The sequence below is a fragment of the Kitasatospora sp. NPDC008050 genome, assembly GCF_042957465.1.
In the GTDB taxonomy this organism is placed as follows: Bacteria; Actinomycetota; Actinomycetes; order Streptomycetales; family Streptomycetaceae; genus Kitasatospora.
Genome location: NZ_JBIBIJ010000003.1, coordinates 183805 through 210567 on the forward strand (window position 1 = coordinate 183805; position 26763 = coordinate 210567).

Here is a 26763-nt window from a genome sequence, read left to right on the forward strand (position 1 = left end):
AGGAGAGGGAGCGGAGGAGAGGGAGCAGGCGGGCGGGCCCGGATCAGGGCCAGCGCGGCTCGGGGTCGGGCCGGCCCGGGACGGGGGTCGCCGGGCGGTGGGGCGAGGGCGTCGGGGCGATGGGAGGGGCTTCGGCCAGCACCTGGCGGGCGCGGCGCAGGTGGACCCGGTGGCGCTGGTCCCGCAGCAGGCTGCCGGCGAGCGCGCCCAGGGCCAGGCCGGCGGTGGCGGTGGTCGCGAGCAGCAGCAGGTCGGACCGGGCGGGCTCCGGGCGGGACGGCCGCGGGCTCAGTGTCCCCATGCGGTGTCCAGTGGCTTGGGCGTGTGAGGAACGCCGCCGGTGCTGTCCGCGCCGGTGACGGCCCCGGTGGTGACGACTCTGCCGGCAGCGGCTCTGGTGGCGGTGGCCCCGCTGGCGGCCCCGGTGGCGGCCTCGGCCGCGGCGGGCAGGGCGAGGGTCAGGACACACGCGGTGATCACCACGGACAGGACGCGGGCTCGCTGCATTTGATTCTCCTTGGTTCCACAGCGCGGAATCGACCAGGTGAACCCTGGGATTTCCTCGGCTCTGGAAGCCTGCCGCCGGGCCCGGGGGCAGGCCAAGGGGCGGTGGCGTGCAGCAAGTTGCATGCAGCAAGGCACCCGCTGCTCAAACCGGACGAATCGTGGATATGTGCGGGCAGAGCCGCCACGGCCGCGGCCCACCGAGCCTCGGCAGCGGGCGGCGGGCGGCGGGCGGCGGGCGGCTGGCCCAGCGGGCGGCGGGGCTCACCGGGCGGAGGAGTCAGCGGGCCGCCGCCTCCACCGCGTCGGCGGCCACCGCCTCGCTCTTCGCCTGCCGCAGCCGCTCGCCGAGCACGCCGACCGACCGGTGCACCGCCGGTCCGTCGACCGCCGCCCGCAGCGCGTCCCAACCATCGTGCGGGTCAAGCTCGTTGGGTCCGCCGGCGGCCGGCAGCCGGACGGCCACCCCGGCCCGCAGGCAGGCTTCGGCGAGCACGTGCTGTTCGCCGCCGGCCGGCGCCACCACCAGCGGCCGGTCGCCGAGCAGGGCCGCCAGCACACCGGCTGAGGAAGCATTGCTCAGTACGCTCAAGGATCGCTGGACCAGCGGGGCCATCCAGGGCTTGCGGACCACCACGATGTCCGTGCCGGGCTCCTGCTGGGCCGCACCGGACCGGCCGAGTTCCACCACCGCCTGGTACGGACCCTGCCGGAAGATCGAGTTGAGTCGCGGCCAGAGGCTCCGGCCGCCGAAGCTGCGGCCCAGGTGGACGTAGACCACCGGCTTGCCGACCCGGTCGGTATGCGCGTCGAGCTGCGCCAACTCCTGCTCCGGAGGCGGTGGTTCCCACCAGCACGGGCCGATCTGCCGGATTCCCGAGGGCAGTTCGGCCCCCTCCTCCTCCAACAGCGGGTCACCGCGCAGGAGCAGCGCGGAGCCGGCCAGGGCCCGGTGGGCCGAGCGGTCGTCGAGCGGGGCCAGGCCGCAGGCCGCGCGGGCCTGTTGGTACTGCGCCACGGTCTCGCGCAGCCGCCACTCGCGCTGGACCACCGGCGCCTCCTCCTGCCGTCCCTCGCGCCGGTACGGCCAGAGGTGGGCGGCCAGGCCCAGCACGACCACCGGCAGGTCCAGCAACTCGGCAGCCAGCAGTGCGCCGTGGCAGAGCATCGAGGTGACCAGGACGTCCGGCCGGCTCTCCCGGGCGGCGTGGAGTACCGCCTGGCACTGCGGGTGGCTGTGCAGGAACCAGCGCCGCACCCGGAAGCTGCGCGGGTCGGCCAGGTCGGCCACGGCGAGCGGGTCGAGCTCGGCAGGGGTCGGGGTCTCCAGGTCGGGAGCCGCGTCGAGCATCCGCACGGTGTGGCCGCGGCGGCGCAGCTCCAGGCCGACGGCGATCGCGGGGTAGCGGAAGCCGGGGTCGGCGAGGGGACAGAGCAGGACGTTCACCTGCCCTCCCGTGGATCGGCGCCGTGGGCGGGCGGGAGGTCCCCGACGGCCTGCCGCGACGGCAGCGGCAGGCCGAGCTGCTCGCCGAGGAAGGCCAGCACGTCCGCGTAGAGCGCCGCCGCGCCGCCCACCCCCCGGGTGCCGTGGCCGACGCCGCGTTCGACCCGCAGCAGCACCGGCCGCGCCGCGCTGCTCGCGTGCTGGAGCGCGGCGCACATCTTGCGCGCGTGCAGCGGGTCGACCCGGGTGTCCCCGTCGGCGACGCCGAGCAGCACCGCCGGGTAGCGCACGCCCTCGCGGACGTGGTGGTAGGGCGAGTAACCGAGCAGCCATTCGAGTTCCTCGGGCTGCTCCGCGCTGCCGTACTCCTCGCGCCAGCTCGGGCCCATGCCGGAGCGCTCGTAGCGGACCATGTCGAGCAGCGGCGAGACGCAGGCCACCGCCGCGTACTTCTCGGGGCTGCGGGTGAGTGCCGCGCCGACCGTCAGCCCGCCGTTGGAGCTGCCGAGCAGGCCGAGCAGGGCGGGTTCGGTCCAGCCGTCGGCGAGCAGCCGGTCGGCGGCGGCTTCGAGGTCGTCGAAGGTGGTGGGCTTGTGCTCACGCCGGCCGGCCCGGTGCCACTCCTCGCCCTCCTCGCCACCGCCGCGCAGGCAGCTGAAGACGTAGACGCCACCGGCCTCGGCCCAGGCCAGCGCCTGTGGGGCGAAGCCGGGGACGATGGAGGCACCGAAGCCGCCGTAGCCGCTGAGGATGGTGGGGCGCGGCCGGTCGGGGCGGCCGGTGGGCGAGATGACGAACATCCGCACCGGCGTGCCGTCCTTGCCCTGGTAGACGACCTGGGTGGTCTTCACGCCGGAGTCGGGCAGCGCGGCGCGGCGGTCCCACGGCTCGGTGCGGCCGGTGCGCCCGTCGTAGTGCAGGATCCGCGACGGGGTGACGAAGTCGCCGTAGCGGAACCAGGCTTCGTGCCCGGGCCCGGGACGGACCTTGAGCGGTCCGACCGTGCCGGCGCCGGGCAGCGCGAGCTCGCCGAGCGGCTCGCCGGTGGCCAGGTCGTGCACGGTGATCTCGCTCAGCGCGTGCCGGGTGCGGGTCACCAGGGCGAGCGGGCGGGGCAGTTCGGGGCCGGTCAGGGCGGCGAAGTCCTCGACCACGGCCTGCGGGTCCTCGGCGATGAGCGGCACGCGCTCGGCGGGGCGGCCGGCCGTGGCCCGGTCGATCCGGCCGCGCGGCGCGCCGAGCCGGGTACGCAGGTGGAGCGCGTCGTGCGGGCCGGGGCCGGCCGGCAGGTGCGGCTCGGTGCGGGCGTCGGCCCCGACCTGCACGGGGCGCAGCAGCGGGCGCTCGGGCGGGCTCTCGGTGAGGTCGGCGAGCCAGACGTCGGTGTTGGTCGAGGTGCCGGGGCTGGCGCTGACGGTCAGCCAGCGGCCGTCGGGCGAGGTGGCCAGTGCGTAGTACTGGGTCGGCTCCCGGCCCTCGCCGAAGACCAGGACGTCCTCGGCCGGGTCGGTGCCGAGCCGGTGCAGGTAGACGCGCCGGTGGTAGCGCTCCTCGCCGGGCACCTGCTCGGGGGGCAGCCGGCGGACGTAGTAGAAGGCGTGCCCGCCGGGCAGCCAGGCGATCGACGAGCGGCGCAGCCGGTCCACCGGGCCGTCCAGCAGCGCGCCGGTGGCGACGTCCAGGACCCGCAGCTCGCTGTCCTCGGTGCCGCCGCTGGAGGTCTGCACGGCGACCGCCCCGCCCTCCCAGGAGGGGGTCCAGTCCTCCAGGACGGTGCTGCCGGTGGGGTCCAGCGCCAGCGGGTCGAACACGGTGAGCTCGGCGCCGTCCTGGTCCACCGTGAGCAGCACCGGAAGGTCGCGGCCCGGTGCGCGGCGGGTGCGCAGCTGTCGGCGGCCGTGCATCGCGGGGGCGGAGAGCGCGCCGGTGTCGAGCAGGTCCTCGATCCGGCGGCGCAGCGCGGGCAGGTCCGTCCAGCCGGCCCGGTGGCGGGCGAACAGGGCGTCCTGCGCGGCGGACCAGGCGGCACTGCGCGGGTCCTGCTCGTCCTCCAGCCAGCGGTAGGGGTCGGCGATCAGGTGGCCGTGCAGTTCCTCGACCAGGTCCGCGCGTGGGGCGGCGGGGTACTCGTTCGGTCCGGTCATGGCTTCGCCCTGTCGTGGCTCGGGGATGCGGCAGCGGTGGGTCGGTTCGCCGGACGCCCACGGTGCACGCCCACGGTGCACGGCCGGGGCGCCGGGCGAGGGCGGGGGCGCGGTGGTGGGGGCGCGGTGGTGGGAGCTTCAGGCCGTCGCGGGCGTGGCGTTGCTCTGCGGGGCGGCGGCGACGTCGGGCCGGGCATCGGGGTGGGCATCGGGCCGGGCGGTGGCGGCCGGCCCCGCGGCAGCCTCGGGCCCGGCATCCCCCGTGGTCCGGGGGGCCGGTGCGGCGGACGCGCCGGACGCACCGGACGGGCTGGGGGCGCTGGGGGCGTCGATCAGCCCGGTGTCCCGCAGCATCGGCAGCGCCGCCAGCAGCGTCGAGGCGGCGATCAGCACCGCGAGCAGCAGCCAGGTGCGCGAGACCCCGATGCCCTCCAGTGCGGCGCCGGTCAGGATCGGGCCGAGCGCGGCCAGCCCGGCGATCAGCAGGTTGGCGGCGGTGGTCACCCGGCCGAGCAGCTCGCGCGGCGAGCGGCTGAGCAGGGCCTGCCCGACCACGATGCCGGCGGGCGGGGTGAGCAGGATCAGCACCACCAGCACCGGCCCGAGCACGAAGGGCTGCCGGGTGGCGGCGAAGACGGCCAGGCCGCAGGACCAGACCGTGCCGATGGCCAGGAAGAGCTGGCCGGGCCGGAGCAGCTTGAGCACCTTGGGGGCGGCCAGCGAGCCGATCACCGCGCCGACGCCGGCGCAGGCCATCACCAGGCCGATCGAGGTTCCGCCGCTCCCGCCGCCGCGCAGGGTGACCACCATCGCCACCTCGGCGGCCGAGCCGACCAGGTTGAGCAGCGCGCCGAAGGCCAGCGCCCGCAGCAGCATCGGTTGCCGGGCCAGCCAGCGCATCCCGGCCGTCAGGCTGTTGTCGGCCGGCTTGCCGGTGCCGGGCTCCACCGGGCGGGTGGCCATCCGCAGCAGCAACGCGGCCGAGACCGCGTAGGAGAGCGCGTCGGCGCTGAACGGCAGGATCCGGTCGACGGTGAAGAGCCAGCCGCCGAGGAACGGGCCGACCAGCGAGGCGGCGGCCAGCGCGGCCTGGTCCTTGGCCAGCGCGTCGGAGAGCTGGTCCTCGGAGACCACGTCACGTACCGCGATGGTGCTGGCGGGGGTGAAGATCGAGGTGGCGAGGCCCTCGACCACCGCGACCACCAGCAGTTGGGGGTAGGCCAGGTGTCCCAGACCGGCGGTCAGCGGGATGCTGCCGACGGCGACCAGCCGGACCAGGTCGGCGCCGAGCATCAGCCGGCGCCGGTCCATCCGGTCGGCCAACTGCCCGGCGGGCAGCCGGAAGAGCATCCGGGTCACCAGCGAGCAGGAGGCGACCAGCCCGGCCTGGGCCGCGCCGCCGCCCAGCGAGAGGACCAGCAGCGGGAAGGCGATCAGCGACATCTGGGACCCCAGCGTCGAGAGCGCCGAGCCCACCCAGAACCGCCGGAAGTCCCGATTGCCGCGCAGTACTCCGGGATCAGCCATGGGCGCACACCTTCCGAGATGGGCCGGGCGTCAGAGGCGGCCGGCTGCGTTCAACTGGTCGAGCAGGACGGAGTCGACCTCGTCCTGGAAGGCGGCCAACGCCTGGGCGTTGGCGCCGTGCTGGTACTGGTCACTGCAGGCGATCCAGCGGTCCTCGGTCTGCTCGGCCGGCAGGTAGCCGTCGGCGACCGTGCCGACCACCCACTCCGGGCGGCCCGCGGTCTCCCAGCAACTGGACAGCACACCGTCGGCGTTGACCACCGCGCCGTACCTGCCGTCCTTGAAGTTGCAGGCCTGGCACCCGTTGTGGGCCCTCGGGCGGGAGACCGCGAAGCCCAGTTCCAGCGCGCGGGTGTTCCAGCGGATGAAGTCCGCGGCCAGCGTGCCGCCGTAGTCGAGATCGTTGCCGTAGCCGACGCCCACGTCGCCGACCAGCTCGAAGCCCAGGCCGCAGCGGGTCGGGTCGAGGTGTTCGGCGAGGCGTTCGACCAGGTCGTCCATGCCGTGCCGGTTGACGTGCGAGACGTTGACCCGCAGGTGCCAGCGCAGCGAGGTGGCCGCCATCGCCTTCGCCACATTGTTGATGATCACGTCGAAGGTGCCGCCGCCGGAGCGGCGCACCCGGATCGCGTCGTGGGTGTCCCGGTCGCCGTCGAAGGTGACCTGCACCGAGCGCAGACCGGCCGCGTTCAGCTCCTTGGCGATCAGCGGGGTGAGCAGCGTGCCGTTGGACACCATGCTCGCGTTCAGCTCGCCCAACTCGGCGGCGCGGTGCAGGAGTTCGCGGGCGCCGCGGGGGTTGAGCAGCGGCTCTCCGCCGAACAGCATCAACGCCAGCTTGTCCAGCCGGACTTCGGCCATCCGCCGGCGGGTGAAGTCGAGCACCGAGGTGATCGTCTCGGAGGTGAGCCGGGCATGCGAGATCCGCGGCGGCCGGCTGCCGCCCTTCGGGTCCTGCGCGGTGTTCTGGAAGCAGTAGCCACAGCCGAGGTTGCAGTCCGTGCTGGTCAGCACGGTCAGCGAGTACGAGCTGTACGGCTTGGCCGCGTACAGGCCGGCGTCGCGCAGGTAGCGCTCGGTGCCGGGCAGCAGCTCGCCCTGCGCGGAGACCTGGCCGGGGCGCAGCCGGGCGTACCCGCCGTCGCCGAGGAACCACCAGCCGTTCGCCGCCCTGAGCAGCCGGCTGTGCCCGGTGGCCGCGGCCGCGGCCGGAACATGCGTCGTTTCCACGGGAGGACCTCCTGGAGGGCGGGTGCGGGACGGACGGGCGACGGGCGACGCGGACGGACGCGCGACGTGCACGGGCCGGCGGGGCGCGGCCCGCAGACGGGGGCGCGGCCTGCCGGAACCCGGCAGGCCGCGCGGCAGAGCCCTTACGCCTCGTTGTGGATGTTGACGCCGCACCACGGGGTGTCCTCGCCGCTGTGGGCGACGACCTCGGGAGCGTCCTCCTCGACGACGTCCTCGGCCTCGTTGCGGGTGGGCTCGATGTTCTCAGCCATGGTGATCTCCAATCGGGGGTCGGGACTCGGAGGGAGGGGCTCCCTTGCCGACACCGAGAACGTTAGGAACCGCCGGCCCGGGAGCGGTTCGCCGTCGGTACAGGGATCGCCGGGGCGCAGGTCAGCGGGCCTTCGCACGGGCGGGGCGGGCGCGAGCGGGGCCCTCGGTGGGCCCGGCGGGCTGCGGGCGGGGGCTCCGACCTGCGGTTGTACCGGACTCGGGGCGGCTCTGAACCGGGCACCGACCCGGCCGGGCCAGGCTCTTCGCAGGCGATCGTCCGCGCGGCCGCCCCTCCGCACCGCTGTCGCGCGCCCCGCACCCCGCACCCCGCACCGCGTAGGAAGAGGAGGCCGAGTCGATGGAGCTGGCCGAGCTGGTCGCACTGCGCCCGGTCACGGGCGCCGGTCTGCTGGTCGCGCTCACCGAGCGCTGCCCGCTCAGCTGCGCGCACTGCTCGACCTCCGCGACACTGCGCGGCAGCGACCAGAACCACGCCGAACTGCTGCGCTTCGTCCGCTCGTTCCGTCCCGACGACCGCCCCGAGCTGATGCTGCTGACCGGCGGTGAGCCACTGCTGCTGCCCGAGGCGGTGCGCGCGCTGGCCGAGGCCGCCCGCGCCGCCGGCACCCGCACCGCGCTGCTGAGCGGCATGTTCTTCGCCCGCGAGGGCCGCATCCCCGACCGGATCCGCCGCGCGATCGGTGCCGTCGACCACTTCTCCGCCAGCATCGACGCCTTCCACGAGCGCGAGGTGGCCCGCGCCGACGTGCTGCGGGTGCTGCGCACGGTGCTGGACAGCGGCATCCCGGTCAGCCTGCACGTGACCGGCGCCGGACCGGACGACCCGTACCTGGCCGAGCTGACCCGCGAGGTCCGGCTGGCCTTCGACGACGCGGTGCCGATGCTGGTCAACGAGGTGCGCGCGGTCGGCCGGGCCGCCGCCTGGGCCGGCGCCCGCAACGCCTCCCCCGCCCGGCGCACCGAAGCCGACACCGACGCCGACGGCCGTGACGACGACGGCAGAGACAGCGGCAGAGACAGCGGCAGCGGCAGCGGCAGCGGCAGCAACGACGGCGGCCGGGCCGGCACCGACGGCCGCCCGCTGCCCTGTGCGATGGCCGCCTGGCCGGTGGTGGCGGCCGACGGCACGGTGCTCGCCTGCTGCAATCAGGAGACCGTGGACCGTCGGCCCGCCCCCGCCCACCTGCGCCTGGGCCACCTGGGCGCCGACGACTGGCCGACCGTGCACCGGCGCGCGCTGGAGTCGCCCGCGCTGCGGATGGTACGCGCGGTCGGGCCCGCCCACCTGTACGCCAGGTTCGGTGACCTGGCCGCCTGCACCGGCTACTGCGAGGGCTGCCGCGCGCTCGGCGACCACCCCGCCGTGCTGGCCGGCGCGCGGCGCACCGGCGCCGGACCGGTCGGCGAACTGCTGGACCTGCAGGCCGCCCGCAGCCAACGCGCGGCCGGCCCGGCCGCGCTGGTGCGCCGCTTCGGCAGCGCGCCCTACGCCGACCTGGTGGAACTGACACCACCAGCGGCCACCGGCCAGGCCGAGAGGGGACCACGATGACCGCCGGGACCGCCCGCAGTACCGCCCTGCGGCTCAAACTCGACCTGGCGGCGGGACCGTTGCGAGCCGCGATGGCCGACCTGTGGCGCCCCGAGGGCCTCACCACACGCTACGCCGGCTACCTGCGCACGATGCACGAGGTGATCCGGGCCTCCGTCCCGCTGATGGAACTGGCGGTCCGCCGCTGCGCCCGGCTCGCCCCGGCGGACCCGGTGGCCGGGCCGCTCGGCGCGTACCTGGCCGAGCACATCGAGGAGGAACGCGGCCACGACGACTGGCTGTTGGCCGACCTGGCGGCCGCCGGCCTGGACCCGCTCCCGCCGCGCGCCCAGCCGCCGGTCGCGGTGGCCCGGCTGGTCGGACCGCAGTACTACTGGATCGAGCACTACCACCCGGTCTCGCTGCTCGGCTACATCACCGTGCTGGAGAGCAACGCCCCGGCACCCTGGCTCGCCGAACGTCTGGCCGCCGACACCGGTCTGCCCGGTGCGGCCTTCCAGACCGTCAGCCACCACGCCGCGCTGGACACCGGACACTGCGCCGACCTGGAGCGGATCCTCGACCGGTTGCCGCTCGACGCGGCCCAGGAGAGCGCGGTGGCGGTCAGCGCGCTGCACACCGTCGACGCGGCGGCCGAGCTGTTCACCCGACTGGCCCGCCCGCCGCGCCAGGCGGGGCCCTGAGCCGCACGGCCCAAGGCCCCGCCGTGCCAGCCACATCCACATCCGCATCCGCATCCGCATCCGCGCACGACCTGCCAGGAGGATCCCGATGTCCACCTTCGACCCGCGCACCATCGAGGCGCTGGCCGCCGCCGGCTTCCCCGTCGACACCTTCACCGAGGAGCAGTTGGGCGTCTTCGGCGCCCTGAGCGAGGAGGAGCTGGCCCTGCTGGTCGACCTCAAGGCCCGGCTGGACGAGGTCGAGCCCGAGGTCCAGGCGCACGCCAACATCGCCGGCGGCGCGCTCTTCTAGCACCGGGCCGAGCCGAGCCCGCCAGGCCCGCACCGACCCGCCACTCGCCACGGGCCGCTCCCCCGGGAAAGGACACCACCACCCATGACCTGCTCCTCGTGCGCGGGAACGCTGCCACCGGCGGCCCGGTTCTGCCCGCAGTGCGGCACGCCCTGCGCACCGCCGGCCGATCCGCCCGCCGGGCCCGCGCCCTCCCGCGCCGAGGAGCGCAAGGTGGTCAGCGTGGTCTTCTGCGACCTGGTCGGCTCCACCGCGCTCTCCGGGCGACTCGACCCGGAGGCACTGCGGGCAGTGACGCTGCGCTACTTCGAAGTGATGAGCCGTCAGATCGAGCTTCACGGCGGGACGGTGGAGAAGTTCATCGGCGACGCCGTGATGGCGGTGTTCGGGATCCCGGTGATGCACGAGGACGACGCCCGCCGCGCGCTGGCCGCCACACTGGACATGCTGGCCGCCCTGGAGGAGCTCAACGCCGACCTGCTGGCCTCCCTCGGGGTGCGCCTCGATGTCCGGATCGGCGTCAACACCGGTGAGGCGGTGGCCAATACCGAGGCCGGCGCCCGACAGGCGCTGGTCTCCGGCGAGGTGGTCAACGTGGCCGCCCGGCTGGAGCAGAACGCTGCCGCCGGCCAGATCCTGATCGGCCCGGACACCCTGCGGGCGGCCGGCGCCGGAGCGGTGGTCGAGGAGGCCGGCCCGCTCGTGCTCAAGGGCAAGACCGAACCGGTGCCCGGCTACCGTCTGCTGGCGCTGCGTGCCGACGAACCCGAACTGCTGCGCCGCTTCGACACTCCCTTCGTCGGCCGCGAGCGCGAACTCGCCGCGCTGGAGGACTGCTTCACCCAGCTGACGAGCAAGTCCGGGGTCCGGCTGGCGACTCTGTACGGCGAGGCCGGGATGGGCAAGACCCGGCTGGTGCGGCGCTGGCTGGCCGCTCCGCGCACCGCCCTGGTCGGCAGCGCGCGCTGCCGACCGTACGGCGAGAGCGGCAGCCTGGCGCCGCTGGCGGACGCGCTGCGCCGGCTGCTGGCCGACCTGCGGCCGCACGACCTCACCCCACTGGCCGCACCGGCCGACGTCGGCGAGTCCCTCACGCTGCTGCGCGGCGGCCTGCTGCTGGACGGCACGCCCACCCCCTCGCTGGAGGACACCTGCGCCGCCGTGGTCCGGCTGCTGACCGCGCTGGCCGGCCGGGCGCCGGTGGTGCTGGTGCTGGACGACTTCCACTGGTCGGGCGACGTGCTGCGCGAGGTGCTGGAGCGGCTGGTCGTCGAACTCGCCGGCGTGGCAGTGCTGGTGGTCTGCGTGGCCCGGCTGGAGCTGCTGGAGAGCTGCCCGCGCTGGGGCACCGGCGGGCGCACCCGCACCCTGGTCCTGCCCGCCCTGACCACCCGGGAGTGCGCCCGCCTTGCCGCCGGGCTGGTCGAGGTGGCCGGCCATCTGGACACCGTGCCGGGCCAGTTGCTGGACCGGGCCGAGGGAAACCCGCTGCACCTGGAGCAGTTGCTGGCGATGGTGGCCGAGAACGGCAACCCGGACCAGCTGCCGGCGACCGTCCAGGCGCTGCTCGGCGCGCGGATCGATGCCCTGGTGGCCCCCGAGCGCACCGCGCTGTCGCTGGCCTCGGTGGTCGGGCGGGAGTTCGACACCGACGAGCTGGCCGGCCTGGCCGCCACCGGCCCCGAGGGCGCGCCGGGCGGCGAACTCCAGCCCGCCGCCGACGGGGTGGGCGCCGTCCCCGCCACTCTGCGCGGGCTCACCCGGCGCCGGCTGGTGGAGCCGGCCGAGCCCCCGCGCGGGGGCGCCGCGCAGTACCGGTTCAGCAGCGGGCTGGTGCAGGAGGTCTCGTACCAGAGCATGGCCAAGCGGATCCGCGCCGAGCGGCACGAGCGGGTGGCCGACCTGCTGGCCGGGCGCGGCGCGCCCGACAGCGTGGTCGGCGGGCACCTGGCCAAGGCCCACCGCTACCGCAGCGAGCTGGGCCTGATCGGCCCGCAGACCGAGCTGCTGCGCCTGCGGGCCGGCGAGCTGCTGGCGGCCGGCGGGGTGCACGCGCTCTCCCGGGCGGACCTGGCCTGGGCGGAGGACCTGCTGGGCGCGGCCGTGGAGCTCTGCCGGCCGGGCGAGCCGCCGTGGCCGGGAGCCGCCTGGCGGCTGGCCGAGGTCCACCTGGCCACCGGCCGCACCCAGCAGGGCCGAGCCCTGCTGGAGCAGGTGCTGGCCGCGACGGCGGAGCCACCCGAAGGCACCGCCGACGCGGCAGAGCCGGCCGGCTCTGAGGCCGACGCGGCGGAGGAGCTCACCAGCGCCGCTGCCCAGGTCGCCGCGCACGTCCGGCTCGGCCTGGCCGTACTCGACCCCGGCCCGGACCTGCGGCACGCCGCCGACACCGCGCGCGCCGTCCTGCCGCTCTTCGAGGCGGCCGGCGACCCGCTCGGCATCGCCCGCTGCTGCCTGCGGATCGCCCAGGAGCAGCAGCTGCTGGGCCGCCACGGTGCCGCCCAGCACCTGCTCGACCGGGCTCTGGAGCACGCCGTGCGGGCCGGGGCGGAACCCGAACGGGCCGCCGCCCTGGGGGCGATCGGCGTCTCGCTCTGGCTCGGCCCGACCCCGGTGCCGCGGGCCGTCGAGCGCTGCCGTGCCCTGCTGGCCGAGCACGGCCCGGGCCGGCGCGCGGTCGGCGTCACGCTCAACTGCCCGCTGGCGGTGGTGCACGCGCTCGGCGAGCAGTGGTCGCAGGCGCGCGCCTGCCTGGCCGAGGCGGGCCGGCTGGCGGACGAGCTCGGGTACGCCGAGGCGTCCGTCTTCCTGCCGGTCTTCGAGGCCGCGGTCGAGCAGCTGGCCGGGCGCCCCGCCCGGGCCGTCGAACTGCTGCGCCGGGCCGACCTGGCCTGTCGCGAGCTGGGCGCCACCGGCCTGCTCGGCGCGGTCGGCCGCGACCTGGCCCGCGCCCTGCTGGACGCCGGCGATGCCGCGCAGTGCGCCACCGTACTGGAGGCGACGATCGGCGCCGACGACCAGCACCCGCCGTGTTCGGACGCGGCGGACCTGCACGGCACCATGGCCCGGCTGGAGGCGACCCGCGGCGCCACCGACACCGCCGCGGCACTGGCCGAGCGGGCGCTGGCCGAGGCGGCCCGGACCGACTCGCCGGTGGTCCGGGCGAGCGCCGCGCTGGACGCGGCCCGCACCGAACTCGCCCTCGGCCGCCCGGATCGCGCGGCCGCCGCCGCCTCGCTGGCAGCCCGCCGGTTCGCCGCCAAGGGCCACCTGGTCGGCGTGCGACTGGCCGCAGCACTGGCGTCCGGCCGACCGGCGCCGCTCGTCCCCCCGACCACCGAAGAGGAACGGCCGCCACGATGAGTACCCCCGCCGCCCCCGCGCTCACCTGGAGCCTGCGCGGCCGCTCCCCCGACGACATCCCGGTCACCGCCGCCGGCCTGGAGGGCACCCCGCAGTGGGCCTGGGGCGGCTCGACCGGCCGGGGCGTGCGGGTCTGCGTGGTCGACAGCGGTGTCGAACGCGACCACCCGCTGGTCGGCCCGCTGGCCGGCTCGTACGTGGTGCTCAGGGACGCGGACGGCACGACCCGGGTCGAGCCGACCGAGTCCGGCGACACCTGCGGCCACGGCACGGCCTGCGCCGGCATCATCCGCCGCACCGCGCCGGACTGCGAGCTGTCCAGCGTGCGGGTACTCGGAGAGCGCTTCTCCGGCACCGGCGACGTGCTGCTGGCCGGCCTGCGCTGGGCGGTCGAGCAGCGCTTCGACGTGATCAACCTGAGCCTGTCCACCACCCGGCCGAAGTTCGCCGAGGCGCTGCGCTCGCTCGCTGACGACGCCGCCTTCGCCGGCAGCGCGATCGTCGCCTCCGCCCACAACACGCCGGTGGAGAGCTTCCCCTGGCGCTTCTCCTCGGTCATCTCGGTGGGCAGCCACCAGGAGGAGGACGCCGAGCTCTACCTCTACAACCCGAACCCGCCGGTGGAGTTCTTCGCCCCGGGCCAGAACGTCACCGTCCCCTGGCTCGGTGGCGCCACCATCCGCACCACCGGCAACAGCTTCGCGACCCCCTACATCGCCGGCCTCTGCGCCCGGGCACTCGCCAAGCACCCGTCGCTGACCACGTTCGGCCTCAAGACCGCGCTCTACCTGGCCGCCGCCAACGTCCATGTCACCAACCGAGGTGGAGAATGACCGAGAACAGCACCATCACGCAGGTCGACCCGGTGGCCCGGGAGTTGCTGCAGTCCGTGGTGGACACCGCGCGAGCGATCTTCGGGGCGCAGGCCAGCTCGATCTTCCTGTTGGACGAGGCCGCCGACGAGCTGGTGTTCCAGGCGGTCTCCGGGCAGGGTGAGGAGTCGCTGGTCGGGATGCGGTTCCCGGCCGGGCGGGGGATCGCCGGGTGGGTGGCCGGCTCGGGCGAGCCGATGGTGGTGGACGACCTGACCCGCAACGGGAGCTTCGCGCGGGACCTGGCGGAGTCCACCGAGTACGTGCCGGACTCGCTGATGGCGGCGCCGCTGCTGCACGCCTCCGGGGTGCTCGGGGTGTTGGAGGTGCTGGACCCGGCGCCGCAGGCCAGGTCCGACCTGGGCGAGCTGGACCTGCTGGCGCTCTTCGCCCGGCAGGCGGCCACCGCGCTGCGGGTGGTGCTGGACCGGGCCGAGCGGCCACGCCCGGCGGACCCGGCGGTGCTCGCCCTCACCGGGCTGGACGAGGCCGGTCGCGCGGCCGGGTTGCTGGTGGTCGACGCGGTGCGCGAGGCACTGCTCGCGGCCGGGCCCCGCTGATGACGGACCAGCCGGTCTCGCCGCTCGCCGGTGACTTCGTGGCGCGCCCCACCGAGGTGCTGGCCGGCTACCGGGAGAGCTGCCCGGTGGCGAAGGTGGTCGCGCCGAACGGCCGGGCGCGCTGGCTGATCACCCGTGAGGAGGACGTCCGGGCCGCCTTCCTGGACCCGCGGCTGTCCCTGCGCAGCGAGCCGCGCGACCCCGGACGTCCGCACCGGGCGCTGGACATGTCGCTGGTCAACTACGACCCGCCGGACCACACCCGGATCCGCCGGCTGGCCGCGCCGGCCTTCGCGCCGGGCCGGATCGCCGGCTACCGGGAGCGGGTGGCCGCGGCCGCCGGCGACCTGCTGGAGGCCCTGGGCGAGCCCGAACGGTTCGAGCTGATGGCCGAGTTCGCCGAGCCGTTCTCGTTCCACGTGCTCTGCGAGGTGCTGGCCGTGCCGGGCGGCGACCGCGCGGCGCTGCACGCGGCGGTGCGGGTCCTGGTGAACCAGCGCCGGCACGACGCGGCCGCCCTGGAGTCCGCGGTGGACCACCTGGACGCGTTCGTGCGCACCGAGATCGCGGCCCGGCTCGGTGGCGCCGGGCAGGACGTCTTCTCCACCGTGGTGCGGGCCTGGGAGGCGGCCGAGGGGAGCGTGACCGAGGCCGAACTGGTCGACCTGCTGGCGATGCTGCTGCTGGCCGGCTTCGACAGCACCGTGCAGATGCTCGGCATGTGCGTGCTGGCGCTGCTCGGCGAGGACGGGCCGACCGCCCGGCTTGCCGCCGAACCCGGGCTGCTGGCCCGGGCGTTGGACGAGCTGCTGCGCTGGGACACCCCGGGGCCGTTCAGCACCACCAGGGTCGCGCTGGAGGAGGTGCGGATCGGCGGGAGTGTCATCCCGGCAGGCGGGCGGGTGCTGCTGGCGGTGGCCGCGGCCAACCGGGACCCGCGCTGCCACCCGGACCCGGACCGGCTCGACCTGGAGCGACCGGACGCCGCGCGGCACCTGACCTTCGGTCTCGGACCGCACTACTGCCTGGGCGCGGCGCTGGCCAGACTGGAGCTGACCGAGGCGCTGGGCGCGCTGCTGACGCGCTGGCCCGGGCTGCAACTCGACGGCCCTGCGGACGGGTTGAGCTGGAGCGGCGGACACCAGCACCGCCGGCTGGATGCGCTGCCGCTGCGGCCAGGGCCACCGGGGGCCGGGCGGACGCGGAACGGGCGGACGGGCAACGGGCGGACGGTCGGGGTCAGCCGGTGAGCCGGGCCCGGGCCAGGTAGCCCGCCTGGAAGCGGCTGGTGGCACCGAGCGACTCCATGCTCTCGGCGATGTGCTTGCGGCAGGTCCGCAGCGACATGCCCAGCCGCCGGGCGATCATCTCGTCCTTCATCCCCTCGGCGAGCAGCCGGATGATGGCCTGTTTGATCTCGTCCAGCGCGGAATCGCCCTGGGCACTGGGCGCGTACGGGTCGGCCAGCGTCCAGGACTGGTCGAACACCGAGCACAGGTAGGCCACCGTGGACGGGTCACGGATCACCACCGCGCCGTCGTACTCCTCGTGGTGCGGGATGATCACGGTGCTCCGGTCGAACGCGATCATGCGCCCGAAGAGCGCGGTGAGGGTACGGACCTGGGCCCCCTCACCGGTGATCCGCTGCACGTACTCCTGAGTGGGCTGGTGGCGGCGCGAGGTGTGCTGGTAGAGCGTGCGCATCCGCACACCCCGGCGGATCATCGCCACGTCCCGCGCGAACGCCTGCTCCAGCAGGTGCGGCGCGCGCGGGCCGCCGGGCTGGCAGGTCAGCACCTCGGTCCGGCAGCTCTCGGTCAGCTTGCCGATCACGTCGATGACCGAGGCCAGTTCGCGCACCTCGTCCAGCGGCTGCCGCTCGCGCCGCCGGTCCCCGCTGTCGAAGAGCGGGGCGAGCCGGGCGAGTTCGGCGCGGACCCGTTCGGCCTGCGCCAGCTGCTTGCGCAGCTCGGCCTCGGCCGGTGCGACCACGCTCGCCGCCGCGTGCTCCGGCGAGACGGCGGCCAGTCGCAGCTGGCCGCTCTCCCCGAACGGCAGCGCGCGCAGCAGGTGCAGCCGGCTGAGCACCGCGACCGCGCGGTCGAGTCGGTCGGGCGTGATGCCCAGTTCCGCGGCGGCCTCCTCCGGGACCAGGTGGCCTCGCCGTGCGACCCACTGGAAGACGCGGGTGTCGACCTCCCCGGGTATCGGGAGGTCGCCCGCCGAGGTGTCTGCGAGCTGCTCGCCCACGAATGGCCCTCCCCCGGTGCATGACTGAACGACTGTCGAGTCCGATCGGCTCTGCTGGGGAGCCGATCGGTGTCGATCACGTGGAAGGAGATCCTAGGGCCGCTCTGTTCCCGATGAAAACATTCACATCCGGATGGACGCGATCCGGCCGTTCTCGCCCAACCGTTCGAGTCGCGCCAGCCACTCGCGCCCCCGGAGTTACCACTCTCGGGTGCAGTCGTCCCCCTGCGGGTCCGCCGGTGGGGACCAGGGCCCGTCCGGCAGGATCCGCCGGCCCTGCCCTGGAACGGTCCACCGATACCGGGGCCGGATGTCAGCCGGCGTCACGCATGCCGGCGAGCAGGACGTCCTGGGCCCTGCGGCGCTGTTCGAGGTCGGCGGCGGAATCGGCCATGCGCATGAAGGCGGCGATGTCCTCGACGCTCACGTCCGGTCGCAGTCGCCCGGCATCGCGGGCCCGGTCGGCGGCCGGGGCGATGAGATCGGCGGTGGCGCGGTGGCCGTGCCGGGCGGCTTGGGGGCTGGTGCGGCAGAGGATGTCGAACAGGCGCAGCTCGGTCTCCTCCAGGACGCAGCCGTGGGTGAAGACGGTGCGGAACGCTTCCCAGGGGTCGGGGATCCCGGCGGCCCGGGCGGCGACCTGGCGCGCGCCGTCGGTGAGTTCGTCCAGCAGCTGGTCGACCAGGGCGTCCTTGGTGGGGAAGTGCCGGTAGAAGGTGCTGGGGCTCACGCCCGCACGGCGGGCGATGGCATCGATCGCGAGGTCGGGCCCCTCCTCGGCGAACGCGGCGCGTGCGGCGTCGAGCAGGAGGCGGCGGTTGCGGAGCTGGTCCTTGCGCATCGGCCGCGGCGGGGTGGTCATGGATTTTCCCTCCGAGGAAGAAACGGTAGCGACACTACCGTTTCGCCTGCTAGCTTGAAACGAAAGCAACACTACCGTTTCAAGGAGTGACTTTCCCGTGCGCGCACTCATCCCCACCGGCCGGACCGGCCACCTCGTGGACATCGGCGAGGTCGAGTCCCCCCAGACCGCCCCCGACGAGGCCCTGGTCCGGATCACCCACTTCTCCCTCAACCGTCCCGACTTCCTGTACCTGAGCAATCCCGGGACGAGCTACCGTCCCGGCATCGATGCCGTGGGCGTGGTCGAGCGGGCCGCCACCGCCGGCGGCCCCACGCCGGGCAGCCGAGTCGCCCTCCACCTGCCCGCCGGCGGCGCGGCCGCCCAGTACGCCGCAGTCCCCGCCCGGCGCCTGGTCCCCGTCCCGGACACCGTGTCCTGCGAGCTCGCCGCCGCCCTGCCGCTGGCCGGACTGGTGGCCCGCCGACTGCTCGCCAGGGCCGGAGCGCTGGACGGCCGCACCATCCTGGCCACCGGCATGAGCGGCGGCGTCGGCCAGTTCGTCGTCCAACTCGCCGCCGCCGAAGGCGCCCGGATCACCGCCGTCGCCGCCACGAGCGAGCCGTGGCACCACCTGCCCGACCTGGGCGCCGCCGTCACCCACGACATCGAGACCCTGGCCGATGGGAGCTTCGACATCGTGCTGGACTCCGTGGCAGGCCCCCTCGGCTCCACCGCCGCGCGAAAGCTGGCCCCCGGCGGCCTGTTCCTGTGGTTCGGACAAGCCTCCAGCCGACCCCTGACCCTCGACTTCTTCACTCTGTTCGAAGGCGGCCAGGGTCTGACCCTGCACCACTTCGTCTACCTGGCGGCCGACGACCACCAGGATGCCGACGACCTCGCCGCCCTGCTCGAACTCGCCGCACAGGGCCGACTGCGCGCGGAGATCGGACACCGGGCGCACTGGAGCCACACCGCCGCCCTGCTGGAGGAGATGGCCCACGGCCGACTGCGCGGCAAGGCCGTCCTGACGGTCGACTGATCCCCCACCCACCCCTTGAGGAGAGACCACATGAAGGAAGACATCACCACTCTGACCCGGGGAGCAGACCTGCTGCTCGACAGGACCGAGAACCCGCTCCACCGACGGATCCTGGAGAACTACCGCCGCCATGCCCTGCTCGAAGTCACCGGCCGCTGGCGCGAGGTGGTCCACGACCCCGCCATGATCGTGGATCACCCCGTCTACCACTACATCGAAATCCCCTCCCACGACTTCATCAGCTACGAGGACGCCGTCGCCGCCCTGAGCCCGCTCATCCGCCCGCTGCCGGCCCGCCCCCGGCCCTGACCCTCTGACCCCTGACCACTGCCCCCTGGCCCGAACGCCTGCCGCACTGGCCAAGCCGGCCCACCGCGTGTTTATATTGAACAATGGTTCACTCAAAAATCCGGTGTCCCCGTGCCCCGCACTCCTGAGGCCTCGGCGGCGGTCCGCGAGGCGACCCGCGCCAGGATCCGGCGCGCCGCCGTCCTGCTGATGGCCGAGCAGGGCTACCGCGCCACCACACTGCGCCAGGTCGCCGCCCGGGCCGGCGTCGCCGACGGACTGCCCTCGCGCTACTTCGGCAGCAAGGACGGCCTGCTGATCGACATCGCCGACGGCTGGCGCGAGCGCACCCGCGCGGCGCTGGCCGCCCAGCCGGCCGACAACCCCACCGCCACCCTGCGGCTCCTGGTCCGCTCCGCCCTGCTGGGCCTGGACACCGCGCCCGAGGAGGTCGAGGAGAGCCGGGCGGTCTCCGCCCTGCTCGCCGATCCCGAGGCCCGCTCCGTCCTGGTGGCCGCGGGTGCCGACCTCGCCTCCGCCGACCTGCTGCGCGCCCTGGACGAGGCGCTGGCGGCCTGCCGCACCCCCGACCCCGAGGGTGCCCGCCTGCTCCTGCTGGCCGCCATCCGCGGCGGCCTCACCCTCGCCGCCGAGGACCCGGCCTTCCCGCTGCGCGCCCTTGAGGCAGCCCTGCTCGACCACGTCCTCCCGAACTGACCGACCGACCGCCTCCTTGCCCCACAGAGCGACGAAAGGCCCCGTCTTGACGACCGCAGCCACTGTCCGGCCCTACCGCGTCGCGATCCCGCAGCACCAGCTCGACGACCTGCGCGACCGCCTCGCCCGCACCCGCTGGCCCGACTCGCCGCCCGGCACCGACTGGGACTACGGCGTCCCGCTCGACTACCTCCAGGAGCTGGCCGAGTACTGGCGCACCGGCTACGACTGGCGCGAACACGAGGCCAGGCTCAACACCTTCGCACAGTTCACCACGTCCATAGACGGCACCAACGTGCACTTCCTGCACGTGCGTTCACCCGAACCCGAGGCCACCCCGCTGATCATCACGCACGGCTGGCCCGGTTCGGTGGTGGAGTTCCTGGACATCCTGGGCCCGCTGACGGACCCCCGCGCGCACGGCGGCGACCCGCGCGACGCGTTCCACGTGGTCGCACCCTCCATCCCGGGCTACGGCTTCTCCGGGCCGACCAGCCAACTCCACTGGGACTACCGGCGGGTGGCACGCGCCTGGGCCGAGCTGATGGACCGCCTCGGCTACCCGCGCTACGGCGCGCAGGGCGGCGACTGGGGCTCGGGCATCTCCCGCGAACTCGGCCTGGCCGCCCCCGCACGGGTGATCGGCGTCCACGTCAACACCTCCCCCACCTTCCCCATCGGCGACCCGGCCACTCTCGGCCCCCTCGACCGCGAACGGCTGGACAGCTGGGCCCGTCACCAGGCCGAGACCTCCGGCTACACCGCCGTCCAGGCGACCCGCCCGCAGACCCTCGGCTACGCCCTGACCGACTCGCCGGTTGGCCAACTCGCCTGGATCGTCGAGAAGTTCCGCGAGTGGACGGACTGCGACGGCACCCCCGAAAGCGCGGTGCGCCGGGATCACATCCTCAGCAACGTGATGCTGTACTGGCTCACCGCCACCGCCGGCTCCTCGGCGCGGCTGTACAAGGAGTCGGCCCGCAACGGCTGGGGCGAGGTCACACCCTCCACCGTCCCCACCGGCATGGCCGTCTTCCCCCACGACATCACCCTGCCGGTCCGCGCGTTCGCCGAACGCCTCGACAACATCGTGCACTGGTCGGAGTTCGACCGCGGCGGCCATTTCGCCGCCCTGGAACAACCGGATCTGCTGGTAGCCGATATCCGCGCCTTCTTCCGCTCGCTGAAAGAACGTCACTGACCGGCCCGTTCTTCCGAGGGCTCGGCGGGACGAGCCGGCTAACGCACCACGCGGTGGCGGAGGTAGACGACTCTCGAACTGAAGGTGCGGGTCTCGACGAGTTCGAGGTCCACCCGGCGCTCGCGCCGGGGAAAGAACGGAATGCCACCGCCAACCAGCACCGGGTGGACCATGGCCCGGTACTCGTCGATCAGATCCGACGCGGCCGCCTCGGCGGCGAGAGTCGCGCCGCCGATCGCGATGTCGCCCTCCCCCGGCTCGGCTCGCAACCGCTCGATCTCCTCCGCCAGGCCGCCGGAGGCCAGGCGGGCATGGCCCTGCACCGCCGACAGCGTGGTCGAGAACACCACCTTCGGGAGCGGCTTCCAGAGCGAGGCCCACTCGCGCATGGAGTCGTCGAGCGACGGATCCTGGTCGGCGGTCTCCCAGTACAGCATCGTCTCGTACAGCCGTCGTCCCAACAGGTGGACGCCGACCTCGCGAATCTCGTCGATCCAGAAGCGAAAGACCTCCTCGGGCGCCGTCCAGTCGAAGTCGCCGTCCGGCCCGACGATGTAGCCGTCAAGTGAGACGTTCATCGAATAGGTCACGCTGCGCATCACAAGTCCTCCTCGGTAGCGGGTTCGACTGTACGACCGCCGGACGCCGCAGACTCGTCGCGGCTCGCGGGGCCTCCCTGGACCGAGTCACCTCACGAGATCATTTCGTTGAGAAAACCTCACTGCCCTCCGCGGCAACTCGGGCCGATTTCAGGTTCGATGGTCAGTATTCGTACATACCTTTCAGTGGCGGGCGAGCGCGCGCCGACTCCACGCGACATCACCCGTTCGTGAAAGCCCTCGGCCGAGATGGTTCCCCTACGATTGAGGCCACATCAGCCCGAGGGGCAGGAGTTTGGTTCCGTGACCGATCGCACCACAGAGGATGATCAGTCGAAGCCGAGTATCGCCCGCGTGTACGACTATCTGCTCGGCGGTCAGGACAATTACGCCGTCGACCGCGAGATCGGTGACATCTTCATCAAGGATCTGCCCGGTTCGCCGGCGATCGCGCGGGCCAATCGTCAGGCCTTGATCCGCGCCGTGGGCGCCATGGCCAGTGACGGCATCTCCCAGTTCCTCGACATGGGCAGTGGCCTGCCCACCGCCGACAACGTGCATCAGGTCGCCCGGCGGCACACTGCCGAAGCGCGCGTCGTCTACGTCGACCACGATCCGAGCGCGGTTGCCCGCAGCCGTGCCCTGTTGGCCGACGACGAACGCACCACGGTGGTCCAGGCGGACCTGCGCGAGCCGGAAGGGATCCACAACGACCCCCGCGTGCAGAAGTTGATCGACTTCGACGAACCGGTGGGCGTCATCTTCAGCGGCGTCCTGCACCATCTCAACGATGCCGAGCGGCCCGCCGATCCCGTTCGCTGGTGGGCGGACCGGGTGCCCTCGGGCAGTCGGTTCTACATCTCCCACTTCCGGTCCGGCGAGAACGGCGAGACCCGGGTCGTGGAACAGAAACTGCAGAGCAGTCTCGGCCGCGGCCGCTGGCGCACCGACGAGGAGATCATCGCCCTCTTCGGTGACCTCGAACTGCTCGAACCGGGGCTGGTCCACTGCTCGTTGTGGCGGCCGGACCCCGCGCCGGGCGACCGCGGCAGCGGCAGCGGCAGCGGCAGCGGGGTGGACAGTGGCGTGGACAGGCGTGAGCTGACGGTGTGGGAGCAGCTGATTTCCTGCGCACTGGCCCGCAAGCCGTAACCCGGCCGTCACCTCGTACGCCGATCCCACGCCATCCCGCGCCGCGCGGCGGCGGCCGCCGCGTGATGCGGTCGAACAGCTCCGGCGGGGTCCGCCGGGTCGTCCTGCTCTCCTCACAGGGCTATGCCTGCCGCACACCGACCTTGCGGCCCATGATCCGGGTGACGGTCAGGCACATCCAGCTCTCCCCCGCCCCCGATTCCACCGCCATGCGGGTCCGCAGGTCAGGGGTCAGGTCCGCCTCGGCGAGGTCGGTGGTGGGGCCCGCCGCCAGGACGTTCCAGCAGTGCCGCAGGTCGGGGCTGGTCCCCTCGCTCTCCAGCACCGCCGAGGCACCCGCCGCCGCGGCGAGCGGGCCGGCCGGGGAGGCGCGGTAGACCAGGCGCCGCCCGTCGACCAGGTAGTCCATCGGCACCGCCCACGCGTCGAGGCGGTCCAGGTACCCGAGGTAGCCGACGTTGCGCGCCCCGAGGACCTCCCAGCACTCCTGCTCGGTCAAGCGGGTGATCATCAGCCGCGCGTCCGCGGGCGCTGCCTCCTCCACGCACCCGGGCTCCCCGCGCACGGACTCACCGCGCCCTGAATCCGCATGCCCTGACTCCGCGTGCCCTGAATCCGCGCGCCCGCTCATGAGTTGCTCGTAACTCATGTCGAGTACCGCCGCGATGCGACGCAACGCGGCCGGGTGGAAGTCGAGATCCAGTCGCTGGAGCAGGTGGGTGTACTCCAGCGACATGCCGGCACGGTGCGCGACCTCCTCGCGGCTCATTCCCAGTTCCTCGCGGCGACGTCTGATCCGCTCGACCACCTGATCGTGAGCGGACTCACCCGTGCTGGAACCTGCCGCTGCGTCGGCGTCGGTCACGTACCCCCCGTTCTGGGTCGACATGGGCTTTCGGGCAGGTCACACACGGTAGTTGACGCCGTGTTGCCGCGGGATCAGCGCCGGGAGGCGCCACGCGATCGGGCACCGTACTTCATCCGGCTGGCGCAGTCGGCCGTTCCGCAAGGGCCTCGCGCCGGGTCCGGGCGCGCGACCGCTGCCGCCCGCGGCCCGACCGTCCGGCCCCTGACCAGCGCCGCAGTGGTGAACCGGCTTCGGGTGCTGTCCCGTCATTCGGATTTGACTCCGTTGGTGATCATCACACATAGTGCCCGCATGGCTGGATATCTGGTGTCGCGCAGGCACATCGACCTGCGCCGCGTGACGGCAATGAGCTGTCACGGCGGCTGCTGACCCCATGTCCCGCGCCGTCCGCCGGCCCCGTTCCCGTTTCCGTCAGCTGACGGGCGTTCCCGTCAGCTGACGCCGGACGCCGGGCGCGGTCCGTTTCCCACCGTGGCCTGCCGCTGCTGAGCGGTTCCCCGTGGTTCTGCGGCTGTGCGCCGTTCCCCGCACGACCCGATCCGTTTCTCCGGTCCGTACCCGGCTGTCCGCCGCCGTCCGGCCCGTGGTCCGACGACCGCGGGCAGCCTCGGCGCGCGTCCGTCGGCCGGAACCCACCTCCCCAGGAGTCCCCATGCGTCCGCGCCTCGTCCTTGCCGCCACCGTCAGCACCGTCGCCGCCCTGCTCTCGCTCACCGCCTGCGGCAGCGGCTCCGGCAAGAGCTCCGCCGCCGACAACCCGTACCAGCTGGCCGTGCCCGGCACGATCCGGGTCGGCACGCTCTCCGACGCCCCGCCGAACGTGTTCCTCAAGGACGGCAAGTTCACGGGCTTCGACAACGACCTGTTCACCGCCGTCGCGGCCAAGGCCGGCCTCAAGGTGCAGTTCGCCGCGACCGACTTCTCCGCCCTGCTCGCCGAGGTGGCCAACCACAAGTTCGACGCGGGCAGTTCGTCCATCACGATCACCGACGCCCGCAAGAAGACGGTGGACTTCACCAACGGCTACGACTTCGGCTACTTCGGGCTCGACGTGCCGGCCGGCTCGTCGGTCACCAGCTTCGACCAGCTGTCCGGCAAGCGTGTCGTGGTGGTGCAAGGGACGGTCCAGGACGACTACGCGACCAAGAACGGGCTGAACCCGGTCCGCGTCCCCGACTACAACAGCGCGCTCAACCAGCTCAAGGCCGGGACCGTGCAGGGCTGGATCTCGCCCGCGGAGATCGGCGAGCAGAGCGCCAAGGACAGCGGCGGCAAGGTGGTGCTCGCCCAGACCAAGCTGAGCTCGGCGCCCACCGCCTTCGCCGTCGCACACGACCGGCCCAAGCTGCTCGCCGCGCTCAACAAGGGCCTCGACGAGGTGATCGCGGACGGCACCTGGACCCGGTTCGAGGAGCAGTACTACCCGGGCCGGTCCGTGCCGGGCGACTTCAAGCCCGGCAGCGGCACCGTCGACTACCCGAAGGTGACGGCGACGAGCACCTCGCCGTCGCCCGGTGCCTCGCCGTCGCCCGGTGCCTCGCCGTCGCCCAGCGCCTCGGCGACCTCCTGATCGCGCCGAACCGTCTTTCGCGACCGACCGAATGAGGAGAGTGCTGTGGACCAACTCGGCACACTGGCAGATACGTTCTTCGACTGGGGATCGATGCGTTCGGCGATCTCCGACCTGCTCACCACCGGCGTGCCCAACACGCTGATCCTCTCGGTGTCCTCGGCCGCCATCGGCACCCTGGTCGGGCTGCCGCTGGCGGTGGCGGGCACCGCCAGGACACGGTGGCTGCGCTGGCCGGCCCGGGTCTACACCGACCTGTTCCGCGGGCTGCCGTCCGCGGTCACCATCCTGCTGATCGGTGTGGGCCTGGCTCCCGAGGGACTCCAGATCTGGGGACCGAACCCCTACCCGCTCGGGATCCTCGCGCTCTCGCTGATCGCGGCCGCCTACTTCGGCGAGATCTTCCGTTCCGGCATCCAGAGTGTCGAGACCGGCCAGCTCGAAGCCGCGCGCGCACTCGGTTTCTCGCACGCGTCGGCGATGCGGCTGGTGATCATCCCGTTGGGGATCAGGCGGGTGCTGCCGGCCTGGGTCAACCAGCTCATCGGGCTGATCAAGGACTCCAGCCTGATCTACTTCCTCGGGCTGACCGCCGATCAGCGCGACCTGTTCCGGATCGGCCAGGACGCCGCGGCCACCTCCGGCAACGAGTCGGCGCTGGTCGTCGCCGGCCTCTTCTACCTGCTGCTGACCGTGCCACTGACCCACCTGGTCAACGTGATCGACCGGCGACTGCGGGACGGACGCCGCACCACCGGGCCAACGGACGCCGACGGCCCTGCCGACAGCGGCACCACCAGTGTCACCAACGGCCTCACCAACGGCGGCACCGACGGCGGCACCGACACCGCCGCCCGACCGGAACCCGTGTCCGACACCGCGCCCGAGGGAGCGTCGCATGCCTGACGAACCGATCGCCACCGGCTCCGGCGACTCGCGGTTCGCCGCCGTCAGCCTGGCCACCCGCGGTCTGCGGCTCTCCCTGGGCGGCACACCGGTCCTGCGCGGCGTGGACATCGACGTCCCACGCGGCCGGACGCTGTGCGTCATCGGCCCCTCCGGCTCGGGGAAGTCCACGCTGCTGCGGGCGATCAACCGGCTGGTGGAGCCCGAGGAGGGCGACGTGCTGCTCGACGGCGAGAGCGTCCGGCACCGCCACCCGGACCAGCTGCGCCGCCAAGTCGGCATGGTGTTCCAGCAGTTCAACCTCTTCCCGCACATGACCGTGCGGCAGAACCTGACCCTGCCGCTGCGCAGGCTGCGCGGTCTGTCCCGCGAGGAGGCGCACGCGACGGCCCTTCGCCAGCTCGACCTGGTCGGTCTGCGTCACAAGGCCGACGCCCGACCGGGCCGGCTCTCCGGGGGCCAGCAGCAGCGGGTGGCGATCGCCCGGGCGCTGGTGATGGAACCCAAGGTGATGCTCTTCGACGAGGCGACCTCTGCCCTGGACCCCGAGCTGGTCAAGGAGGTGCTGGCGCTGATGGCCGACCTGGGCCGCGCCGGGATGACGATGGTCGTCGTCACCCACGAGATGGGGTTCGCGCGCGAGGCCGCCGACGGTGTCGCCTTCATGGACGCCGGAACGGTGGTCGAGTCCGGACCGCCCGAGGCGCTCTTCGAGGCGCCCAGCAGTCCCCGGCTGCGAAAGTTCCTGTCCAACCTCCTCTGACCGGCTCGATCCGGCCCGGGGTCCGGCCCGGGGTCCGACTCGGGTCCAGCCCGCGGGTCCAGCCCGGGGCTGCCGGAGGCGGCGGCCCCGGGGGCGGT

26 protein-coding genes are annotated in these 26763 nt (G+C 73.8%); 15 read left to right on the forward strand and 11 right to left on the reverse strand.

The annotated features are described in order from the left end of the window. Positions 1 to 43: 43 nt before the first annotated feature. The 7 genes from ACFZB9_RS07710 to ACFZB9_RS07740 all read right to left on the reverse strand — a co-directional run bounded on the left by ACFZB9_RS07710 (position 44) and on the right by ACFZB9_RS07740 (position 7124). Positions 44 to 301 carry a hypothetical protein gene (locus tag ACFZB9_RS07710; protein ID WP_391444619.1) on the reverse strand — a complete coding sequence of 86 codons (258 nt, stop codon included), beginning with the start codon at positions 299 to 301 and terminating at the stop codon, positions 44 to 46. After that, the gene (locus ACFZB9_RS07715; protein WP_391444620.1) at positions 289 to 507 is read right to left on the reverse strand and encodes a hypothetical protein; all 219 of its coding nucleotides are present in this window, start codon (positions 505 to 507) and stop codon (positions 289 to 291) included. The genes ACFZB9_RS07710 and ACFZB9_RS07715 overlap by 13 nt, the downstream gene beginning before the upstream one ends. Before the next feature lie 277 nt (positions 508 to 784). Then, positions 785 to 1951, reverse strand: coding sequence for a glycosyltransferase (locus tag ACFZB9_RS07720; protein WP_391444622.1), 1167 nt, complete (start codon positions 1949 to 1951; stop codon positions 785 to 787). Beyond that, on the reverse strand, positions 1948 to 4095 hold the full coding sequence (locus ACFZB9_RS07725) for a prolyl oligopeptidase family protein (protein WP_391444624.1): 2148 nt from the start codon (positions 4093 to 4095) through the stop codon (positions 1948 to 1950). The genes ACFZB9_RS07720 and ACFZB9_RS07725 overlap by 4 nt, the downstream gene beginning before the upstream one ends. Positions 4096 to 4233: 138 nt before the next feature. Beyond that, positions 4234 to 5622 carry an MFS transporter gene (locus ACFZB9_RS07730; RefSeq protein ID WP_391444626.1) on the reverse strand — a complete coding sequence of 463 codons (1389 nt, stop codon included), beginning with the start codon at positions 5620 to 5622 and terminating at the stop codon, positions 4234 to 4236. 30 nt (positions 5623 to 5652) lie between these two features. Beyond that, entirely contained in the window at positions 5653 to 6852 is a 1200-nt protein-coding gene (locus ACFZB9_RS07735) for a radical SAM protein (protein ID WP_391444628.1), read from the reverse strand. 143 nt (positions 6853 to 6995) lie between these two features. After that, positions 6996 to 7124, reverse strand: coding sequence for a hypothetical protein (locus ACFZB9_RS07740; RefSeq protein WP_391444630.1), 129 nt, complete (start codon positions 7122 to 7124; stop codon positions 6996 to 6998). 359 nt (positions 7125 to 7483) lie between these two features. Between ACFZB9_RS07740 and ACFZB9_RS07745 the strand changes: the two genes are divergently transcribed. The 7 genes from ACFZB9_RS07745 to ACFZB9_RS07775 all read left to right on the forward strand — a co-directional run bounded on the left by ACFZB9_RS07745 (position 7484) and on the right by ACFZB9_RS07775 (position 15718). Further along, positions 7484 to 8698, forward strand: coding sequence for a radical SAM protein (locus ACFZB9_RS07745; RefSeq protein WP_391444632.1), 1215 nt, complete (start codon positions 7484 to 7486; stop codon positions 8696 to 8698). Continuing rightward, the gene (locus tag ACFZB9_RS07750; protein ID WP_391444634.1) at positions 8695 to 9381 is read left to right on the forward strand and encodes an iron-containing redox enzyme family protein; all 687 of its coding nucleotides are present in this window, start codon (positions 8695 to 8697) and stop codon (positions 9379 to 9381) included. The genes ACFZB9_RS07745 and ACFZB9_RS07750 overlap by 4 nt, the downstream gene beginning before the upstream one ends. A gap of 88 nt (positions 9382 to 9469) precedes the next feature. After that, positions 9470 to 9673 (forward strand): aroma-sacti cluster domain-containing protein, encoded by a 204-nt coding sequence (locus ACFZB9_RS07755; protein ID WP_391444636.1) that lies wholly within the window; start codon positions 9470 to 9472, stop codon positions 9671 to 9673. Between the two features lie 84 nt (positions 9674 to 9757). Beyond that, the gene (locus ACFZB9_RS07760) at positions 9758 to 13036 is read left to right on the forward strand and encodes an AAA family ATPase (RefSeq protein WP_391444637.1); all 3279 of its coding nucleotides are present in this window, start codon (positions 9758 to 9760) and stop codon (positions 13034 to 13036) included. Then, a complete protein-coding gene (locus ACFZB9_RS07765; RefSeq protein ID WP_391444639.1) occupies positions 13033 to 13869 on the forward strand; it encodes a S8 family serine peptidase in 837 nt (278 codons plus the stop codon). Before ACFZB9_RS07760 ends, ACFZB9_RS07765 begins: the two co-directional genes overlap by 4 nt. Continuing rightward, positions 13866 to 14468, forward strand: coding sequence for a GAF domain-containing protein (locus ACFZB9_RS07770; protein ID WP_391444641.1), 603 nt, complete (start codon positions 13866 to 13868; stop codon positions 14466 to 14468). Before ACFZB9_RS07765 ends, ACFZB9_RS07770 begins: the two co-directional genes overlap by 4 nt. Then, on the forward strand, positions 14468 to 15718 hold the full coding sequence (locus tag ACFZB9_RS07775) for a cytochrome P450 (protein WP_391444643.1): 1251 nt from the start codon (positions 14468 to 14470) through the stop codon (positions 15716 to 15718). Before ACFZB9_RS07770 ends, ACFZB9_RS07775 begins: the two co-directional genes overlap by 1 nt. Here ACFZB9_RS07775 and ACFZB9_RS07780 read toward each other — a convergent pair. After that, a complete protein-coding gene (locus ACFZB9_RS07780; protein ID WP_391444645.1) occupies positions 15708 to 16718 on the reverse strand; it encodes a LuxR C-terminal-related transcriptional regulator in 1011 nt (336 codons plus the stop codon). The two genes, ACFZB9_RS07775 and ACFZB9_RS07780, sit on opposite strands and share 11 nt — an antisense overlap. Positions 16719 to 17031: 313 nt before the next feature. After that, a complete protein-coding gene (locus ACFZB9_RS07785) occupies positions 17032 to 17580 on the reverse strand; it encodes a TetR/AcrR family transcriptional regulator (RefSeq protein WP_391444647.1) in 549 nt (182 codons plus the stop codon). Between the two features lie 97 nt (positions 17581 to 17677). Here ACFZB9_RS07785 and ACFZB9_RS07790 point away from each other — a divergent pair, with 97 nt between their 5' ends. The 4 genes from ACFZB9_RS07790 to ACFZB9_RS07805 all read left to right on the forward strand — a co-directional run bounded on the left by ACFZB9_RS07790 (position 17678) and on the right by ACFZB9_RS07805 (position 20807). Further along, positions 17678 to 18601, forward strand: a complete 924-nt coding sequence (locus ACFZB9_RS07790; RefSeq protein ID WP_391444649.1) for a zinc-binding dehydrogenase — start codon at positions 17678 to 17680, stop codon at positions 18599 to 18601. Positions 18602 to 18631: 30 nt separating this feature from the next. After that, positions 18632 to 18910, forward strand: coding sequence for a hypothetical protein (locus ACFZB9_RS07795; RefSeq protein ID WP_391444651.1), 279 nt, complete (start codon positions 18632 to 18634; stop codon positions 18908 to 18910). A gap of 111 nt (positions 18911 to 19021) precedes the next feature. After that, entirely contained in the window at positions 19022 to 19606 is a 585-nt protein-coding gene (locus ACFZB9_RS07800) for a TetR/AcrR family transcriptional regulator (RefSeq protein ID WP_391444653.1), read from the forward strand. Positions 19607 to 19652: 46 nt separating this feature from the next. Continuing rightward, positions 19653 to 20807, forward strand: a complete 1155-nt coding sequence (locus ACFZB9_RS07805) for an epoxide hydrolase family protein (RefSeq protein ID WP_391444655.1) — start codon at positions 19653 to 19655, stop codon at positions 20805 to 20807. A gap of 38 nt (positions 20808 to 20845) precedes the next feature. On the opposite strand, the gene ACFZB9_RS07810 is transcribed toward ACFZB9_RS07805, so the two are convergent. Next, positions 20846 to 21406, reverse strand: a complete 561-nt coding sequence (locus tag ACFZB9_RS07810; protein ID WP_391444657.1) for a dihydrofolate reductase family protein — start codon at positions 21404 to 21406, stop codon at positions 20846 to 20848. 303 nt (positions 21407 to 21709) lie between these two features. Here ACFZB9_RS07810 and ACFZB9_RS07815 point away from each other — a divergent pair, with 303 nt between their 5' ends. Next, positions 21710 to 22558 carry an SAM-dependent methyltransferase gene (locus ACFZB9_RS07815; protein ID WP_391444659.1) on the forward strand — a complete coding sequence of 283 codons (849 nt, stop codon included), beginning with the start codon at positions 21710 to 21712 and terminating at the stop codon, positions 22556 to 22558. A 121-nt stretch (positions 22559 to 22679) separates the two neighbouring features. Here the strand turns inward: ACFZB9_RS07815 and ACFZB9_RS07820 are convergent, their stop codons facing one another. Then, entirely contained in the window at positions 22680 to 23327 is a 648-nt protein-coding gene (locus tag ACFZB9_RS07820) for a pyridoxamine 5'-phosphate oxidase family protein (RefSeq protein WP_391444661.1), read from the reverse strand. A 751-nt stretch (positions 23328 to 24078) separates the two neighbouring features. Between ACFZB9_RS07820 and ACFZB9_RS07825 the strand changes: the two genes are divergently transcribed. Genes ACFZB9_RS07825 through ACFZB9_RS07835 form a run of 3 tightly spaced genes read left to right on the forward strand, consistent with a single transcriptional unit; the run spans position 24079 to position 26665 of the window. Further along, positions 24079 to 24996: an ABC transporter substrate-binding protein gene (locus tag ACFZB9_RS07825; protein ID WP_391444663.1), complete on the forward strand. Its 918-nt coding sequence runs from the start codon at positions 24079 to 24081 to the stop codon at positions 24994 to 24996. A gap of 45 nt (positions 24997 to 25041) precedes the next feature. Beyond that, positions 25042 to 25902: an amino acid ABC transporter permease gene (locus tag ACFZB9_RS07830; RefSeq protein WP_391444665.1), complete on the forward strand. Its 861-nt coding sequence runs from the start codon at positions 25042 to 25044 to the stop codon at positions 25900 to 25902. Continuing rightward, complete coding sequence (locus ACFZB9_RS07835) at positions 25895 to 26665, forward strand: amino acid ABC transporter ATP-binding protein (protein WP_391444666.1); 771 nt, start codon at positions 25895 to 25897, stop codon at positions 26663 to 26665. Before ACFZB9_RS07830 ends, ACFZB9_RS07835 begins: the two co-directional genes overlap by 8 nt. Positions 26666 to 26763 lie beyond the last annotated feature (98 nt).